The organism is Tenacibaculum agarivorans, assembly GCF_001936575.1.
Taxonomy (GTDB): Bacteria; Bacteroidota; Bacteroidia; order Flavobacteriales; family Flavobacteriaceae; genus Polaribacter; species Polaribacter agarivorans.
The window spans coordinates 121,958-141,425 of the sequence record NZ_MSMP01000005.1; the positions used below are offsets into that span (position 1 = coordinate 121,958).

Sequence of the window (19,468 nt, forward strand, 5' to 3'; positions counted from 1 at the left end):
TTTTGAGTTTTAAAAATAAGAAAACTAATTTTACACACAAATTTGAATTTATATATATGAAGTTATTTAGGTCGATAGTGCTTCTATCATTTGTGTTATTGTTATTCTCTAATTGCAGATCGAATACCATTAAAAAAACATCTAAACAAGAAGTTATAGATACGCAAGAAACTGTTCCACATGCAGAAAAAAAGGAGTTGGTTACTTCTTTTAACTATTGGAAAAAAAATCCAGTTCCATTGGTTAGTGCACACAGGGGAGGACCTTATAAAGGGTATCCTGAAAATGCGATAGAAACCTTTCAAAATATCGTAAATCATACATCTACGGTTATAGAATGTGATATTTCAATGACAAGAGATAGTATACTTGTACTAATGCATGATAAAACTTTGGATAGAACAACTACAGGTAAAGGAGATATCAATGATGCAACATTTGAGGAGCTTAAACAATTAAAATTAGTAGATAATTTAGGGAATACAACTACGTATACCATTCCTACTTTGGATGAAGTATTATCTTGGGGAAAAGATAAAGTTTTATTCACCCTGGATGTTAAAAGAGGAGTGCCTTTTCAAAAAGTGTTAGCCGCTGTAGAAAAGTATAATGCTCAAGATTACGCAGCAATTATTACCTATAGAATTCAAGATGCTATAAAAGTTCATGAGTTAAATAAAGATGTGATGATTTCTGTATCTGCAAGAGATGATGGTGCTTTAGCACAAATTGAAAAAGCAAAATTACCAACAGATAAATTATTAGGGTTTGTAGGGACAAGACTACCTTCAGAAACACATTATACAAAATTGAAAAGTTTAGGTATTAAAACTATTCTAGGTACCTTAGGAAACTTAGATAAAAGTGCTGTTGCTAAAGGTAATGATGAAGTTTATTTGAAGTACATTGAAAATGGAGCTAATATTATTGCTACAGATAGACCTTTAGAAGTGGCTGAAGTTTTACAGAAGGATAAAAATTAATTTTTAATTATCTTATAAAAAAAACACTTTATAATACTTGTTTATAAAGTGTTTTTTATTTGAATTATTTACTGTTGAGATTCAATCCAATCATCAATCTTGTTTTCTAAAAGTGCTAAAGGAATACATCCTGTTTCTAACACTTGATTATGAAATTCTCTAATATCAAATTTATCACCTAAGCTATTTTTTGCTTTTTCTCTAAGTTCTCTAATCTTTAATTGGCCAATTTTATAAGACAAAGCTTGTCCTGGATTAGCCATGTAACGTTCAATTTCAGATATGATACTAGCTTCACTTTCTGCTTCATTATCTAAAGAATATTGAATAGCTTTCTCTCTAGTCCAACCCTTTGCATGCAATCCAGTATCTACTACTAAACGAATAGCTCTGTGCATTTCCATACCCAACATTCCGAAATATTGATAAGGATCTGTATATAAACCTAATTCTTTACCTAAGTTTTCAGTATACAAAGCCCAACCTTCACCATAAGCACTATACCAAAGTGTTTTTCTAAAATCTGGAAGCTCTTCATTTTCTTGTGTTAAAGAGATTTGATAATGATGTCCAGGAATAGCTTCATGTAAAAATAAGGCTTCATCTGAAAATACATTGTATTTAGATGCATCTGGAATAGGAGTATAGAATACACCAGGGCGTGTACCATCTAATGAACCAGGATTATACTCAGCACTTGCTGAAGCTTCTCTAAACTTTTCAGTTTGTTTTACAATAAATGCTGTTTTTGGTTTTTTACCGAATAGTTTTTCTAATTGCGGTTTCATTCTTTCATGAATCGCATTAAAATTTTCGATAATTTGTTTTGGTTCAGTATATGGCATTAATTCTTTATTGTTTCTTACAAAGTCAAAAAATGCTTTTAAGTCCCCTTTAAATCCAACTTGTTCTTTTACCTTTTCCATTTCTGCTAAAATTCTAGCTACTTCTTTTAACCCTAGTTCATGGATTTCATCAGCAGTCATGGTAGTAGTTGTATAGTTTTTTATAGCATGTTGATAATATTCTTTTCCTTGTGGAAGAGCATCAATACCGCTTGCAGCTAAACCTGCTTCTGAGTAATCTTTCTGTAAGAACTCATATAAAGCTGTAAAAGAAGGTACCAGCTTGTTTTTAAGAATCGTTGTGTATTTTTCAGTTAAAACTTTCTTGTCTTCTTCGGAAAAATCACTAGGGAAGTTTTTTACAGGAGAGAAGAATAAATGGTCTTCTAATTTAGTTTCAGCTAAACCTTTAAATTGAGGAATTACTTTTTTAATTAACGATTTAGGCAGTACATATCCTTCTTTAATACCTTGCTGCATTCTTGTTTTTGCTGATTGTAACCAAGTATTGAATTGATCTAATCTACTTAACCAATTCTCGTAATCTTTAACAGTTGTAAAAGGCTGAGCGCTACTTCCACTAGCCAATTGCCCCATAGTTAGATTTACTGTCCACATTTGATTAATAGGCAGTAATTGATCATTTTTGAAACTATTTTGTGCTAAGGCCATATCACAATCCCAAGCTAAAACCGCCTTACTTAGTTGTTCACTAGTAGTTAGCTTTTCAAAAGGGAATTCTTCTAACTTTGCTTTGTAAGTGGTATAAAAGTCCTTAGCCTTTAACGCATATTCGTCAGATAAAAAATTAGGAAACTGGTCATTAAATCTGTTGTCACCAGCATAAGTAGCATTGATAGGATTCAATTCTAATTTTCCTTCGTTATATTTTTTTAATAATTCATTAAATTCTTGGTTGGGAGTAACCACTGCTGTTGCTTCTTTTTTAGTTTCTTGTTTACAAGAAATAAGTATTGCAGTAGTTGCTACAATAGTTAAAAAGATTTTTTTCATAATATATGTATTGAGTATAGGCAAATATACCAAAAAAGAAAACCTCTCTGTTTTCACAAAGAGGCCAAACATTTAATTCAAAAATTAATCTAAAATAAATTTAATTCCAGTAGTTACTATGTTAGAATTAAAATTGATGTTTCTATCATATTTATAAAAACGAATATCGATTTGTTTAAATCCAAATTTCCAGATATGTCTTTTAGTAAATATGTCTGTATAAGTTAATCCTAGACCGTATTGATTTGCGTTATAATCTGATAGATCAAAATCAGAAGTATAAAAACGATTAGTTGATAAATGCTGATTATAAGGTTTAAAATATTCTGCAGCAGTTTGATTGTAGAATCGATATGAAGGGTATATAGTGAATTTATCACTCAGTTTTATAGGCACTTCTAATCTAATGGTGTGAGATTTTATACTCCAATCATCAAAATAATAACGATAAAAACTTCTTACAGAAACTCGTTCATTTATATAATAATTAAATTGTGTTCCTATTGCAGTTTTAAAACGAGAATTAGGAAGTCTTTCAATATCATCAGCTAAATGAAAATCTTCAAAATAACTATCACCAATATCACTAAAATATACACGTTGAAATGGCGTTGAAAGGAGACCGTTTTGTAAAACAAAGTCTGTAACCAAAGACATTTGTAAATTCTTAGATAAGATTTGAGAAAAACTAAAACCTAAACTGTACGAATTTCTATTCTTTTTATCAAAAGGAGTAAAGTTAGGATTGTAAGGGGTTCCAGTAATACCTCCTATATTAAATCTTGATTCTTCTTCGCTATTGCCAGTAAGAACTCTTAGTTCGTATGGGTAAATCGTATTCCAAGTATCTAAGAATATACTTGTATTTACACTAAGTTCAGTGTTTTTTTGATTGAAAGCATAAGAATATCCAGCACTGAAACCGAGTGAAGAATAATCATATTCTGTAGATAGTGAAATGTTTGTGTTCCATGTTTTTTTACGATCGTCAGAACTATGGCTATATGATGCAGTTACATTTCCCCATGTGTCGGATTGAGATTCACCTGAACTAGCTACAAAAGGATTTCCTCTATTCCTTCCATCAAAAGGGTCAACATTACTCGACGAAGCAGAACTATATGCAGAAATTCCTGCATCAATCGTTAGTATATCGTCTTCATTTAAAGGAATAGAAACCACAATTGTTGCAGTGGCGTCTTCCAATTTCTCTGTTCCAATTCCACCACTCACAGCTGCATTATTCCCATCTTGATCATAATAACTATTTAAAATGTCTAGTTCAATATTTTCTAATACTCGCTTTTTATAAGTGGTTTGATTTTCAGATTCACTTTCATTTTCTTGAGTAAACGAAATATAAGAATTACAAAAAAAGATTAGTAATAAAAATAATTTAATTTCTTTCATATATGTTTGTTTAATTACAGCCACAGCCTCCTCCAGTTTTTCCACCATTTGCACCTGAAGCAGCTTCTCTGTATGAATGTGATGTAATTAAATTTTTGTCACATTTTTTCATTTTTAAAGCCATATCAGGATCGTTTAAGTTAATTTTTTCATATTCTTTAACTACTACACATGAATTCATAGTAATCATAAGTAATGTGGATAATGCTATTCCTTTTACCATGTTTTATTTTTATTTATTTGAATATTTTCTGAATAATGTATACCTCCTTCGTCATCGATAATTATGCATTCAACATTTTTTAACTGATTAATTCTATCTAAGCCTATTTCTTTTCCTATAACAAATATTGATGTCGCTAAAGCATCAGCTAGTTCTGCTTTAGGTGCAATAACGCTAACACTTAAAATACCAGTAGTGGGATAACCAGTTCTAGGATCAATGATATGTGAATAACGTTTGCCTTGCATCAGAAGAAATTTTTCGTAATTGCCAGATGTCACAATAGACTGGTTTGAAATAGGAAGAGTTCCAAAAGATTTACTTTTATCCATAGGATTAGTAATAGCAACTTTCCAAGGATCACCGTTAGGTTGTTCTCCCCAAGTATTCATATCACCTGAGGCATTAATAATTCCAGCAACTACACCTTCAGATTGTAGTAACTTTTTAGCTTTATCGGCAACATATCCCTTACCAATGGCTCCAAATGCAATTTTCATCCCTTTTTCTTTTAAGAAAACAGTTTGTTTTTCTTCGTTAAGTAGAATATTTTTAAAATTAATTTTAGAGACAGATAGCTGTATTGATTCCTTAGTTGGAGGATTAATAGTAGTACCATCAAATTTCCATAATTTATGAATTGAAGCGAAGCTTATGTCAAAAGCACCATCTGTAAGTTGTGATATTTTTTTAGATCTTTTAATTAATTGAAAGAGTTCTGAATCTACTTTTACAGGTGTAATACCTGCATTTAGGTTAATTTTTGAGGTTTGTGAGCTGGGGTTCCATGAAGAAATTAAATTTTCAATTCGTTTGATTTCTTGAATGGCAGTATATATATGTTTGTCTGCTATGTTTTCAGAGTCAGCAACAACTACAATGTCAAAGCGACACCCCATCAATTTTACAGTTTTATTAAAAACTTGTTGGGCGTTAATTGTAATACAGTATAAGAAAAAAATAACTATAAACTTCTTCAAAATATCTAAGATTTAAATGATTGTAAATGCTCGATATATTTTTTAGCAGAAAGTTTTTTATAACCCGTTTTTCCCAATACTTTTCCTTCTGAATTCATAATAACTACTAAAGGGAAAAAACCTTCTTGATTATATCTTTCGAAAAGTTTAGCGTTAGCTTCCTGTTGTTGTGCACTTAATTTATTTTTGTTTTTTCGAGGGAAATTAGCTAATAACATTACAAAATCTTCTTTTGCAGATGTTTTAAATGTTTCAGTGTTCCAAACTTCCTTATCTAGTTTCATGCATGGAATACACCAATCACCTCCTTGAAATACAAGTACTATGTTCTTGTTTTCTGATTTAGCTATTTTTTTAGCTTGGTTTATGTCAGTATGCCATTCTTGTGCGTTTGAAACAAGCGAAAAAAGAATACATATAATACTTAAAAAATGTTTCATGATATAGGATATTTAAACATGGAGTTATATAATTTGTACAGTTAAAAGTTTGAATACCCTATTTTTAAATAAAAGCCTCTTTGCTTTCACAAAGAGGCTTTTATTATTTTTTAATTGAAAACTTAAAAATAAAACTAGTAATTAATTGATTTTTTTTGTCTTTCAACATAAACAGTATAGCTTGAAATAATTTCACTATTCATTTTAACATGAAAATCATAAATCCCTTTTTTAGAAAGAATATGATTAAAACTTATAAAACCATTATTGTTTTGTAAATCATTGATTTTTAGTTTTATTTCTGATCCATTATTAGTGTAGTAAATTAAAAAAACTGTATTCAAATGAATAGTTTTTAAAGTTTTAAACTTAAAATATAATTTTTCATTGTTATAAGTTTCAATATGTAAAGTATTAGGAATTAATGGAATAATTTTTTGCTCAAAAGTAGCGTCATAAATTATAGGAGCCGATATAAACTCCTGATTAGTTTGGTTAGTATCTAATAACCATTTTTTAAGTAAAGGTTGATGACTTTTAGCAAAAAGTGTTGGATCAGTTAAGAAATATCCGTCATTATAATCATTAAGAAACGTAAATTTCTCATTAGTATAACCACTAGACCAAGTAGCATCACATAAATACCATTTTTCATTCAGTTTTACAGCATTCCAAGAATGATTGGGAAGACCTAAAGTATCAATGTTTGAAGTTATGTTTCTTCCATAGCCGTCTACAATTACACATTCTATACCAGCAATAAAAGCCATTTCTTTGATCAAGTATGCATAACCTGTGCAAACTGTTTTTTTATGTTTTAACAATCGATTGAATAACTTTTTTTTGTATTCATTGTGCCAATTTAAAAAAGCAATACTATCATTTTTTAGCTTTTTTCTTTTCTGATTAATTTTTAAAAATGCGGTATAATCATTTCTAATATTATGACATACCCAGTAATAAATAGCTCTAAACTTTTCTACCTCTGTAGTAAGTTTATACGTTAATTTATGTGTTAGTAAAGGAAGATTATTTATATCTTCATTTTCATATAATTTAGCAGTATTTTCAGCTATTGTGAAATCAATATGATTAAAGTCAGTTACTTGAGAACTGACGCTGAACCCTATGAATAAAATTAGAATTAAAGTAGTTTTTTTAATCATAGTAATACTACTTCTTTGTGAACTTTCTTTTTGATTTATATATTTTTTTAACATTCACTTCTCCTAAAAAAATAAGGTCGCAACTAGTAATTAAATTTTTCAAAGTGACGTTTGAAGCTGATTTTTCGTCGTTAATAACTATCTTTTTAGATTCAAAACCTACAAAACTGAATACAAGTACGTCTCCTTTTTTTAAAGGTTTAGGAAATTCAAAGTTTCCATCAAAATCAGTTTCAGTTCCAATGGTACTTCCTTGTAATACAACTGATGCTCCTGGTAAAACTTCTAATTGATCAGAAACAGTTCCCTTAATAATGATACGATTGTTTTTGGTAGTTATCGTATCATTTTTTTGATTTTCTAATATTTCTGTTTTTGGTTTTGTTTCTTGAGCTTCTACAGTGTTGAAAGCAAATAAAGACAAACAGGCTAAACCAACACTTTTGAGAAAATTTTTTTTTTTGGGGTTTGAGTTTTCTGTGTACGTGGTTAATTGATAATCAGTAAATCGTCCACAGGTTTTTTCATTAGTTTGCTTCTTAAAGTACTCAATAATTTCTTGAGGACTCTTACCTGTAAAGTCAATTACTTCTTTAGAGCAAGATTTGCAAAAACCTCCCGCTTTTGTTGCAGTAAAATTATTAAAGTTTTCAGAACAAGGATTTTTAACTTCTAGAGTAAATTGATTTTTCATAGTTATGCTTTTATATAGTTTAATAATAATGAAACCTATAAAAGCTAGTTCTCACTCAAAAATGAGAATGAGTGAAATGTAACTCTGAATGAGTAAACTAAGAAAGTTCTATATAAAAAAGTATTTTAATCTTTATAGTACCAAAAGGGAATGTCAATTACTTTCTCGGTAATTTCTTTTTTATCCTTTTCAGTATAGTTAATCCTACTTACTTTTAATAAATGTTTTCCTTCAGGAATACTTTTTAAAGGGAGAATAGTCTCAAAACCTAATTGCTTATTTACTTTAGAAATGATAAAATCAGAAGGAATCTCAATACTATCAATTTTGAGGGAATATATTTTATTAAATGTTTTTAAGTAAGGCCTATATAAACTATCTGCACGATCCAGTTTTTTCAAATCTCTTCTGCTAGCGGTAAACACGGTTTGTTTATATCCTCTACTATCTTTTTTAGGTTTTAAACTAGCATTCTTTTGTGTAATAATGTCTTCGATTTCACTTTTATAAACAATGAAAACTTTTAAGTAAGAATCCGTTATTACTTTGTGTTGAATAGCAATATCCTTAACAAAACTTTTTTCATCTATAGTATTTAGATAATTGCTTTTTTCTATGTAGTTAGCAGAAGAAAAGGAGTCGTCTAATAAATAGTTTGAACTTGTATTTTTAAAAGAACTTAGTACACCTACAACTATATAAATAGGCATTAAGAGTAGTAGAACTCTCTTTCCGAATTTGTTATCTAGAAAATTGTAAATCAAAGCTCTATATAAAAAAGATAGCGTAATAGTACTGAAGAATACGTAAATAGGGAAGTAAATTTTAGAAATCCATTTTTTCTTTTTCAAATATCCCTGTGTAAGAAAATCTATAAAAAATAAAAGGGCAGAGACATAGAATACAAGAAGAACAAATCCACTTATAATTTTAAAAAGTAATTTAGGTAATATTTCAGTTCCTTGTAATTGTTTTAAAATGAGTATGGGTAATGTTGAGCAAATAAAAAAAGCAAGAAAATAGAAAAGTACAATAAATGACATGGCAAAAACAATACTACATAAGTCTTCTAAATTAGAAATGTATTTATCGAACGGACCTACTTTTTTCTTTAAGTATTTGGTAAACTTATCTGTATAATTTAATTTCTCATAATCGATATCACCAGATACGTAACGTAAACCTACAGACCCTATCCATAAGCCTCTAAAAATTACATGTACTACAAGATTGATTGCTAGAATAGCACTGTATGAGTATACTAATCCATATAAAATTTCATATGGACTTTCCATGGCATTAGCTTCCGTAATTTTATTTCTTAAAGGTTCAAAAACATTGGCTAAACCAAAAATAGCAAATCCAGAAATCAGCAATTCTAATTGCCAACTTTCTTGTTGAAGTTTATCCAGCCACTGTTTAAACTTTATACTATTATAGTTACTTTTCATAGTGAATTTACGTAGTTAATTGAATTGTGATAAAGCAATGTTACAAAAAAAACCTCTTTGTGTAAAACAAAGAGGTTTTTAAGATAATTTTTATGGATGAATTATTTAATCAAATCATAAGAACGTTTGATAAAATTTGTTAATTCTTCACCATGTAATAAATTTTGAGAAAGCTTAGCTAAATCAAAAGCTTGAGATACTAATGCTTTTTGCTTTTCTTCATCAGCATTTAAAATATCAGATACTAATTCGTGGTTTGTATTTACTACTAAATTATACATTTCAGGCATATTACCCATACCCATCATACCACCACCTCCAGAAGCACTCATTTCTTTCATTCTACGCATAAATTCTGGAACAGTGATTAAGAAAGGAGAAGCAGAAGAATCCATAGCCTCTAACTGAACTGTATAACTTGAGTTGTTTACAGCTCCTTCAATAACAGGCTTAAGTTTTTCTTTTTCTTCGTCAGAAAGTTTAGAAATTACCGTGTCATCTTTCTTGATTAAGTTGTCAACATGATCAGCATCTACACGCTTAAATTGAATTTTAGCATCACCAGCTGAAGTCTCTAATTTTTGCATTAAATGCGAAACAATCGGAGAGTCTAATAATAATACTTTATATCCTTTAGCTCTTGCATCTTGAATGTAACTGTGTTGTGCATCTTTATTAGCTGCATATAAAATTACATGATTACCATCCTTATCTGTTTGTGCATCTTTTGTTTTTTCTACAAGCTCTTCATAAGTAAAGAAAGTATCGTCAACAGTAGGGTATAAGGCAAACTTCTTTGCTTTATCGAAGAATTTATCTTCTGATAACATTCCGTATTCAATGATCACTTTAATATCGTTCCATTTTTTCTCAAAATCTTCACGATCTTTTTTGAATAAAGAAGCAAGTTTATCCGCTACTTTTTTAGTGATGTAACCAGAAATCTTTTTAACTGCACCATCAGCTTGTAAGTATGAACGAGATACATTTAAAGGAATATCTGGAGAATCAATCACACCTTTTAACATTTGTAAGAAATCTGGAACAATTCCTTCTACGTTATCAGTTACAAATACTTGATTTTGGTATAGTTGAATTTTATCCTTTTGAATATCCATGTTTTGAGATAAACGTGGGAAATATAGAATACCTGTTAAGTTAAAAGGATAATCTACATTCAAATGGATATTGAATAAAGGCTCTTCAAATTGCATTGGATACAATTCTCTGTAGAAATTCTTATAATCTTCTTCCTCTAAATCAGCAGGCTTTTTAGTCCATGCAGGATTGGTATTATTGATGATATTATCTACATCGATTTGCTTATGAGGCTCAGTAGTTTCCTTACCATCTTCATCCTTAGTTGTTTTAGGTGTGAAATCTGGATCATTTACTTTTTTAGTACCGAATTTTATAGGAATTTGATTGAAACGGTTGTATTTAGTTAATAAACCAGAAATTTTTTGATCTTCTAAAAAGTCTTTTTCATCTTCAGAAATATGAAGAATAATTTCTGTACCTCTTTCTGTCTTATCATGTGCCTCTAAAGTGTATTCAGGAGAACCATCACAAATCCAATGCGCAGCAGACTCTTCTTTATATGATTTGGTAATGATCTCTACTTTATCTGCTACCATAAAAGCAGAATAGAAACCTAATCCAAAATGTCCGATAACACCAGTTTCGTTGTTAGAATCTTTATACTTTTCTAAAAATTCTTCAGCACCAGAAAAAGCGATTTGATTGATATACTTTTCTACTTCTTCAGCAGTCATCCCAAGTCCTTGGTCTATAATGTGAAGTGTATTATTGTCTTTATCTATTTTAATTTCTATTTGAGGAGTCCCATAGTCAACTTTAGCTTCTCCAATAGAAATTAAGTGTTTCAATTTAGTCGTTGCATCTGTCGCATTTGAAATTAACTCTCTTAAGAAAATTTCATGATCTGAATACAAGAATTTTTTAATTAGTGGGAAAATATTTTCCACTGATACATTAATATTTCCTTTACCCATTGTTTGTTGATTTTTTTTAATTTAAATACAACACCTCAGTGTCAAAAAAAATACCAAATAAAAAAAAGTGTCAGGTTGACAGAAATTGTTGTTTTGATTTTACTGATTTGTAAAAAAGAACAGAAGCGATTAAGCCAATTATAGAGCTTACCAAAAAGAAAATAAATAAATATTGATAACCATGTATACCTCCAACTTCATCTAAATAATAGCCTTCTATTGGGCCTAAAAAAATATCTGGAGAAAACCCTACTACAGATAGTACTCCAACAACGGTTCCTGTGATGGTCAATGATATTTTAGCCTCTTCTAAAACAGTAAAATATAGTGCCCTTAAAGTATAAACTCCCACTAAAGAACTTGTTAATAATAAGAAAGATGAATTAAACATTGTACCATTAAAGACTAATAAAAAGCCTCCTAAAGACATTACAGAAAAACCAATGATCAACCATTTTGATGGATTGGAGTTTTTAGCAAAGAAAATAACAAGTAAACAAACTATGGGTCTTAAATAGGAAAAGAAAGTACCTAGTTGTGCAGATTCTTTGGCATTGTAACCATGTATTTCATTGGCATATTGAGTGAAAATATCAGCGACTCTAAAACCTATATATGAAGTTAAAACAATAACCATTAAAATCCATATTACAGGATACTGAAGAGCTTTTAAAATATTAGTTCTGTTTTTATTTGTAGTTGTAATTTTTGAAGGGTCTCCGAAGCTGGGAGAAAATAGCATTAAACCAGCAACAAGAACTATTAATACTGAAGTGATTAAATACACTTTATTCATTGCATTTTGTAACAGTAATGGAGAAGAATATTGATCTATTGAAATTGAAGAAATAATGACAACTCCAATAGTGCCTACTACAGCAGCTACTATTCCTCTACCACCTTCTAATAATCCAAAAGCTAAAATTTGTTGTTGTTTACCACCCCATAAGCGAGTAGCCTTAATTAAAGGAGACCAGAATAACATAATAGTTGTTATTCCCCAATAAATGTACAATAAATATAGTGTGGATAACGTAGGATATAAAATCCAAACGAAACCTCCAAGGCCTGTTAAAAACAAAGCAATACTCATTAAATATTTTAATTGAAATCTATCAGCAATAAGACCACCTAAGAAATAAGATATCATTGCAGAAATTCCATATAAAGTGAAGCAAATCCCTATGCTTTTATTATCAATATTAAATGCTGTTAAAAAAGTAGGTCTAAAAATTCGAATTAACATAAAAGGCAATGCATAAATGATTTCTGAGGCCAGAATCAATAAGCTAATTTGAAATACCTTTTTATAGTTCATTTTGGAAATTTAAGAAAATGTTTTCATAAATAATAATGCTTTACTTGTGTTTGTGAAGTTTTGATAATAAAAAATTGAATAATAGTCACTGTTTTTGAGTCTGATATGTAGAAGTGAAAATTATCATAATTTATGATGTTTTTTTATAAGTTCTTCTTTTAATTTTAAAGTATTGTTATGACAACTTGACATTTGTATTAACTTTATGTGAAGTCATTTTGTTGGTAGATTATAAAATTCATACTTTTACAGGCTTTTAAGGCACAAACAAAGACAACTAAAATTTTTTAACCAATTCGTATGTATAGTTCAAAAATTACGGGGTTAGGTTATTATGTACCTGAAAATGTGGTAACTAATAACGATTTAACACAATGGATGGAAACTAGCGATGAATGGATTCAGGAAAGAACTGGAATCAAAGAGCGTCGTTGGATAGACCCAAAAACCGAAGACACCACAGCTGTTATGGGAGCTAAAGCTGCTAGAATAGCTATTGAAAGAGCTGGATTAACAAAAGATGATATAGATTTTATCGTTTTTGCAACGTTAAGTCCTGATATGTATTTCCCAGGTGGTGGAGTGCAGATACAAGATATGTTAGATATGCCTACTATAGGAGCTTTAGATGTACGTAATCAATGTTCAGGTTTTATCTATTCTTTATCTGTAGCTGATCAGTTTATCAAAACTGGTATGTACAAAAACATTCTAGTTATAGGTTCTGAAAATCACTCAGGAGGATTGGAAAGATCTACTAGAGGTAGGGGAGTAACCGTTATTTTTGGAGATGGAGCAGGAGCAGCTGTACTATCGAGATGTGAAGAAGAAGGAAAAGGAATTTTATCTTCTCACTTACATTCTGAAGGTAAACATGCTGAAGAGTTAGCGCTGATGGGGCCTTCAACTAACCGTTGGGTACCAGAAATCATAGAAGCTAATGATCCTGATGATACTTCGTATTTTCCACATATGAACGGACAATTTGTATTTAAGCACGCAGTAGTTCGTTTTTCTGAAGCAATCATTGAAGGTTTACAGGCTAATGGATTGCAAAAAGATGATATAGATATGTTAATTCCACACCAAGCAAATTTAAGAATAGCTCAGTTTATTCAGAAAAAGTTTGAGTTGGCTAATGATAAAGTATATAATAATATCATGCGTTATGGGAATACTACTGCAGCCTCTATTATTATTGCATTAACAGAAGCTTGGGAAGAAGGAAAGATTAAAGACAATGATTTAGTTGTTTTAGCAGCCTTTGGTAGTGGATTTACTTGGGGGTCAGTAGTGATTCGTTGGTAATAAATTTACGACAATAAAATATTTAAAAAGCCTTGCAATTTATCATTGCAAGGCTTTTTAATTTTTTAGTATTAATCATCACATATAATGACACGAGGTGGTCTACCATTATTTTTGTCGACACAGTTACTCTTATCATCAAGGGGATAAGCTTTTTCACCTATTATTTTTTTTAACTCTGACTTGTTTAAGATTTTGCCTAGATTTTTCATTATAATTTATTTTAAGGTTAATAATTAATTTTAAATATAGTTAGAAGTCTTAAGGTGCAGTGTGTAATTTCAATAAAGAAATCGATTGAATAATGTGAGTTTCATATAATACTTAAAGACTTTCTTTAACTCCTAAACTTAATATATTAAAGAGGTGATTTTTGCTTCATTTCGATATAGTTTTCCCGACTTTAGAAGCATAAATAAAACTTTTATCCAAGTAATTTATAATAATCCTTTTTGTTTTTCATTATTGTCTCTATATTTTCGCTCTCTTTCTCTATTTTTTCCACTTCCAAAATTATAGGTAAACCCTACGTAGATTAAATCTAACTCAAGGTCATAATGAACATTTTGAGGAAAAGGATTGTTAGAAATGATATTGAAATCTCGATTGTTAAAAATATCATTACCTCGTATATTTAAACTTCCATTTCCATCAAATAAAGAAAATCTGGCACTAGCATTAAAGTAAGTATAAGGCTCTAAAGTTTGTTGAATAGTTGCATTTCTTCCTCTATAAATTGCATCAAATTGAAGCTTTATTTTCTTTGAAACACGTAAAGAATTTCTAATTCGTCCTTTAATATTAGTATTGGTTATATTTTCTAAACGATTATTAAGAAAACCCTGAGATTGTTGAATATAAGTTTCTAAAGAAGGAGAGATGCTCCACCATTGTATAGCTTTGTATTTAGCAGACATCTCCATACCAAAATCATCCGCGTAGTCATAGTTTATAAATGTTCGTAACTGACGATCTGGGTTTACTGGATCTGTTTGAATTAGAGCGCCAATATAATCATTAGATCTTCTATAAAATGCACCTAAAGATAAAAAGCCTTTTTTAAAATTTTTAGTATAATTAAACTCTACAGAATTAGTGAACTGCTGACGTAAATTAGGATTACCTACAGAAACAGTTAAGGGAGAATACCATTCTAAAATAGAGTATACATGATAAATAGAAGGTCTATTAACTCTTCTACTATAGCTGATTTGAAAAGAATCATCATCTGTAAGTTGGTATAACAAAAATGCAGAAGGATATAATGAAAATACGTCTTGTTTTATTGCTGAGTCTCCCTGCGTAGGATTAGTAAAAAAAGCGTCTAATTTTAGTTGTTCTGCTCGTAAACCGCTCTGAAAAGAAAATTTTCCAAACTCTTTATTGAAATTAATATAACCAGAGAATATATCTCTATCATACGTTAGTTTAGTATTACCAAAAGGTTGTATGGTTGGTGGGGTTATTTGAATTTGTTGATTTGTAATAATGTTATTTGCAACATTTCGTTTTCTATATTCCAAACCAATTTCTATGTTTCCTTTTTCTATAGGTTTGGTATAATCAATATTTGCAAGCCATAATTTTCTAGTATGCTCAATAGTGGAGTTAAAATTTAAAATTGAACTGCCATCTAAAGCATCTGTATTATTAGCAACTTCAGGTTCTTCAAATATACTATAGTTCAATTCTAATTCTAATTGCTGGCCTTTTTTATCAAAATTATGAAGATATCCTATATTATAAGTTTCATCTCTTAAATTATAATCAGAAAAATATGTGGTATTAGAAGTTTGAATATTATTTTCTAAAATAGTAGTTTGAGTACGTAAAGAATTAGGATTAAAACCTTGGGAAGTATATATAGAAAGTATATTTTGTTCATATAGTGTGATATCTGCACCAATCCTAAAATTATGTCCTTGTGAGTCATTTAAAAAATCTAAGTTTTGGAATAAATCAATGTCAGTTCTATCATAAGAAAAAATAGTAGCATAATCTCCAAAATTATAGCTATAATTTCCGTAAAAATTAACTTTACCAGTTTTATAATTGGATTCGAAATAAAAATCTGGTCTAGTATTTTTACTATGTTCAACTCCCGCAGAAATACTTCCATTGAAACCAATTTGAGCATTCTTTTTTAAAACTAAATTTATGAGTCCACTCATACCTTCAGGACTATATTTAGCAGAAGGATTGGTAATTATTTCTACTTGTTTTATTGAATTAGATCGTATTTGCCGCAATAATTGATCATTATCTAAATTAGAAGGTTTTCCATCAACAAGAATTCTCACATTATCATTACCTCGTAAACTAACGGTTCCATTTACAGGATCAACATCTAAAGTAGGTAGGTTTTGTAATAGTTGTAAAGCATTAGCTCCAGAGGCAGATAAATCCTTGCCTACATTAATAATTTTTCGATCTATTTTTTGAACTAGAGAAGCGGTCTCACCTTTAATTTCTACATTTTCTAAAGTGTTGTTACTTTCTTCTAGGAGCAGCGTACCCAAATCTACTTTTGGATTATCTTTATTAAGGTAAATAGTTTTTTGAATAGTTCTATAACCTATAGATTGAATTTCTACAAACAATTGTTGAAAAGGTAGTTTTTTTATAATAAACAACCCATTTTCATTGGAAATACCCCCCGAAACAATTTCCTTTTTATTGTTTTTACATACTACAGAAACATATGGAACCGCTTTTTTAGAGACCTGATCAATCACTTTTCCAGATAGCTCACCTTTTTGTGCATAAGATCCAGCTATAGACAATAGGAGTGTAAAGAAAAATAGGTAACAATTTTTCAATTTTAGAAGGATTTTGTTTGGTTAATTAATGTTGCCTAAATTATGAAAACAAATTAGAATTTTGTTAGTTTTTATAAAAAAATATAAAATAACTTTACTTATTTAAGAATAGTAGTGGTTTCTATATAATAATCAATTTCTTCTATTACTTCAAAAGCAAAGTAATAGCATGAAAACTTGTTATGATTGACTAATTTATGAAAGCTATCTATGATTTTAATGATGAGAGCTTAAATTACTATGTATCTACTATAAATTGTCTATTTGGTGTTTTTTAAGTATGTATACTCTATTTCTAAAAATTTTAACTCAGATTAACTATTTGAATCGTCGAGTTCAATCTTAACATTATGTTTCTCTAAATCTTTTAAATAATTTTCAGGTATAAAATGTTCGGCATCAAACTCTTCCCTACGTTTTCTTTTCATTTCAACTCGTTTTACAGCTTTTAGAAAACGTCTTAACTCTAAAGGATCGTTTACAATTAATCCAGGAACAGCTACATTTTTCCCCTCATCATTTTTAGCCACCATAGTAAAATAAGATGAATTACAATGATTTATAGTTCCTGTTTGTATGTTTTGCGATTCTACACGTATTCCAACAACCATAGAAGTTCTACCAACATAATTAATAGAAGCTTTCATAGTAACCAATTCACCAACTTCTATAGAATTTAAAAAATCTACAGTATCTACAGATGCAGTAACACAGTACGTTCCAGAGTGTTTAGAAGCACAAGCGAATGCAATCTGATCCATTAAATTTAAAATATATCCACCATGAATTTTACCACTAAAATTAGCATGTGAAGGCAACATTAATTCTGATATAGTAATTCTAGTATCTTCTACTTGTTTATAATTATTCTTCATCCTTTTTTGATCTTAATCCACTAAAATGAGGTGAGTTTTCTTGTTCAACTTTAGTAATAAAGTATTTAGTATCACCCAACCAAAAGAACTTTCCAAAACGTTCTTTATAGCTAAGTTTTACATAACGTCCTTGGTATTTTTGTAAATCTTTAATAACCTTAGTTTCTTTATCCTCTACACTAAATTTAAAAATTTGAGCTCCAGATATTCCTTGACTGATTTCTCCTTCCCAAGTTTTTACAGCAATTCCCTTTCTACTAAATTTTATCAATTCTCCAGTTCGTACACCTTCACTATACGGAACATAATAAATAAAAGCATAATAGGCAGCAGCTAATAGAAAAATTGACAATAAAATAAGCGCTAAAATTTTTTTCATTCTTCAGATATATAAATTTAAATGATTTTAAAGTCTTGCATTCAAAAATACAACTAAAGTTAGTAAATACAATTGCTAGTTCTTATAATTCATAGTATTATTTATTAAAAATAGATGCTTTAAAATTCCATAAAAAGTGAATTAAGTTTTCTTGTATAAAAGTTAATTATTGTAAGTTTGTTTAGCTTCAAACAAAGCAATACAAAATGAACTATATTTTATTTGATGGAGATGTAAGAACATCTCTTCTACCTTTTACATATACAAGACCTGTAGCAGATATTAGAGTTGGAATTTTAACCATTAGAGAAAAATGGGAAAGATATTTAGGTCTGACAACTACTACAGTAACTGAAGAATATTTGGAAGAGAAATACCCAATGGTAGAAATGGATGAAAACATTATGCTGAATGCTTCTTTTATACCTACACAATCTTTAGTGGATAAAGTACTCGATTTAAAAAAGAACGAAGCTATTTTTAAAGGTGAAGATGTTATTGCTTTTTATACATCTATAGATCAAGAAGAAGTAGATTTTGATACATATACTCAGGTTGAATTTGAAGAAGATATTATTCAAATTAATAATACTTGGGATATTTTTTCAAATAATGATAAAGCTATTAGGCAAGATTTTGAATTAATTACTGAGGGAAGAGAATCACAACCTATTCCTGATACCGTTCAATGTATAGGAGAAGAAAATATTTTTATAGAGAAAGGAGCAAAGTTAACATTTGCAACTTTGAATGCTACAACAGGACCAATTTACATAGGAAAAGATGCTAAAATTATGGAAGGCGTTGTTGTGCGTGGAGCATTAGCAATGTGTGAAAAATCAGTATTAAAATTAGGAGCTAAAATTTACGGAGCTACAACTTTAGGCCCTTATTGTAAAGTAGGAGGAGAGGTAAATAATTCTGTATTATTCGGATATTCGAACAAAGGGCATGATGGATTTTTAGGAAATTCTGTTTTAGGTGAGTGGTGTAATTTAGGTGCAGATACCAATAACTCTAATTTAAAAAATAATTATGCAGAAGTACGTTTATGGAGTTATGATACAGGAAGGTTTGCTAAAACAGGATTACAATTTTGTGGTTTAATTATGGGAGACCATTCTAAATGTGGAATTAATACCATGTTTAATACAGGAACTGTAGTCGGAGTATCTGCAAATATATTTGGTAGTGGATTCCCTAGAAATTTTGTTCCATCATTTAGTTGGGGTGGAGGATCAGGTTTTACCGAGTATAAAATGAATAAGGTTAATGAAGTAGCAAAAGTAGTAATGAAAAGGCGTAATATAGATTATGATGAAATAGAAGAACGAATTTTGAATGCTGTTTTTGAAGAATCGAAAAAATATAGAAATTATTAGATCCTTAAAAAAGTTTAATTTAAATTTCTAGCTTCTAGCTTCTAGCTTCTAGCTTCTAGCTTCTAGCTTCTAGCTTCTAGCTTCTAGCTTCTAGCTTCTAGCTTCTAGCTTCTAGCTTCTAGCTTCTAGCTTATTAAACCTCAGAATATCAAAATTTTGTTACTTG

At 29.6% G+C, this 19,468-nt stretch carries 16 protein-coding genes; 3 read left to right on the top strand and 13 right to left on the bottom strand.

Annotated elements, in window-relative coordinates:
- Positions 1-56: 56 nt before the first annotated feature.
- A complete protein-coding gene (locus BVC87_RS05365; protein ID WP_075341329.1) occupies positions 57-983 on the top strand; it encodes a glycerophosphodiester phosphodiesterase family protein in 927 nt (308 codons plus the stop codon).
- A 68-nt stretch (positions 984-1,051) separates the two neighbouring features.
- Here the strand turns inward: BVC87_RS05365 and BVC87_RS05370 are convergent, their stop codons facing one another.
- The 10 genes from BVC87_RS05370 to BVC87_RS05415 form a co-directional block, all read right to left on the bottom strand.
- Entirely contained in the window at positions 1,052-2,842 is a 1,791-nt protein-coding gene (locus BVC87_RS05370) for a DUF885 domain-containing protein (RefSeq protein ID WP_075341330.1), read from the bottom strand.
- A gap of 84 nt (positions 2,843-2,926) precedes the next feature.
- Positions 2,927-4,252 carry a DUF3570 domain-containing protein gene (locus BVC87_RS05375; RefSeq protein ID WP_075341331.1) on the bottom strand — a complete coding sequence of 442 codons (1,326 nt, stop codon included), beginning with the start codon at positions 4,250-4,252 and terminating at the stop codon, positions 2,927-2,929.
- A 10-nt stretch (positions 4,253-4,262) separates the two neighbouring features.
- Positions 4,263-4,475, bottom strand: a complete 213-nt coding sequence (locus BVC87_RS05380) for a DUF4266 domain-containing protein (protein WP_075341332.1) — start codon at positions 4,473-4,475, stop codon at positions 4,263-4,265.
- Positions 4,469-5,458, bottom strand: a complete 990-nt coding sequence (locus tag BVC87_RS05385; RefSeq protein WP_394331628.1) for an FAD:protein FMN transferase — start codon at positions 5,456-5,458, stop codon at positions 4,469-4,471. The genes BVC87_RS05380 and BVC87_RS05385 overlap by 7 nt, the downstream gene beginning before the upstream one ends.
- Positions 5,459-5,460: 2 nt before the next feature.
- Positions 5,461-5,895 (bottom strand): thioredoxin family protein, encoded by a 435-nt coding sequence (locus BVC87_RS05390; RefSeq protein ID WP_075341334.1) that lies wholly within the window; start codon positions 5,893-5,895, stop codon positions 5,461-5,463.
- A 134-nt stretch (positions 5,896-6,029) separates the two neighbouring features.
- A complete protein-coding gene (locus BVC87_RS05395; protein ID WP_075341415.1) occupies positions 6,030-7,061 on the bottom strand; it encodes a transglutaminase domain-containing protein in 1,032 nt (343 codons plus the stop codon).
- A 7-nt stretch (positions 7,062-7,068) separates the two neighbouring features.
- Entirely contained in the window at positions 7,069-7,755 is a 687-nt protein-coding gene (locus BVC87_RS05400) for a carboxypeptidase-like regulatory domain-containing protein (protein ID WP_075341335.1), read from the bottom strand.
- 125 nt (positions 7,756-7,880) lie between these two features.
- Positions 7,881-9,206, bottom strand: coding sequence for a hypothetical protein (locus BVC87_RS05405; protein WP_075341336.1), 1,326 nt, complete (start codon positions 9,204-9,206; stop codon positions 7,881-7,883).
- 101 nt (positions 9,207-9,307) lie between these two features.
- A complete protein-coding gene (gene htpG / locus BVC87_RS05410) occupies positions 9,308-11,221 on the bottom strand; it encodes a molecular chaperone HtpG (RefSeq protein ID WP_075341337.1) in 1,914 nt (637 codons plus the stop codon).
- Between the two features lie 70 nt (positions 11,222-11,291).
- The gene (locus tag BVC87_RS05415) at positions 11,292-12,539 is read right to left on the bottom strand and encodes an MFS transporter (RefSeq protein ID WP_075341338.1); all 1,248 of its coding nucleotides are present in this window, start codon (positions 12,537-12,539) and stop codon (positions 11,292-11,294) included.
- A 300-nt stretch (positions 12,540-12,839) separates the two neighbouring features.
- Between BVC87_RS05415 and BVC87_RS05420 the strand changes: the two genes are divergently transcribed.
- Complete coding sequence (locus BVC87_RS05420) at positions 12,840-13,847, top strand: 3-oxoacyl-ACP synthase III family protein (RefSeq protein ID WP_075341339.1); 1,008 nt, start codon at positions 12,840-12,842, stop codon at positions 13,845-13,847.
- Positions 13,848-14,284: 437 nt separating this feature from the next.
- Here the strand turns inward: BVC87_RS05420 and BVC87_RS05425 are convergent, their stop codons facing one another.
- The 3 genes from BVC87_RS05425 to BVC87_RS05435 all read right to left on the bottom strand — a co-directional run bounded on the left by BVC87_RS05425 (position 14,285) and on the right by BVC87_RS05435 (position 17,920).
- Complete coding sequence (locus BVC87_RS05425; RefSeq protein ID WP_083629295.1) at positions 14,285-16,666, bottom strand: outer membrane beta-barrel family protein; 2,382 nt, start codon at positions 16,664-16,666, stop codon at positions 14,285-14,287.
- 314 nt (positions 16,667-16,980) lie between these two features.
- Positions 16,981-17,541, bottom strand: coding sequence for an acyl-CoA thioesterase (locus BVC87_RS05430; RefSeq protein ID WP_075341341.1), 561 nt, complete (start codon positions 17,539-17,541; stop codon positions 16,981-16,983).
- Positions 17,531-17,920 carry a 6-phosphogluconate dehydrogenase gene (locus BVC87_RS05435; protein WP_075341342.1) on the bottom strand — a complete coding sequence of 130 codons (390 nt, stop codon included), beginning with the start codon at positions 17,918-17,920 and terminating at the stop codon, positions 17,531-17,533. The genes BVC87_RS05430 and BVC87_RS05435 overlap by 11 nt, the downstream gene beginning before the upstream one ends.
- 206 nt (positions 17,921-18,126) lie before the next feature.
- Between BVC87_RS05435 and BVC87_RS05440 the strand changes: the two genes are divergently transcribed.
- Entirely contained in the window at positions 18,127-19,302 is a 1,176-nt protein-coding gene (locus tag BVC87_RS05440) for a GlmU family protein (protein WP_075341343.1), read from the top strand.
- The last annotated feature ends 166 nt before the right edge of the window (positions 19,303-19,468 follow it).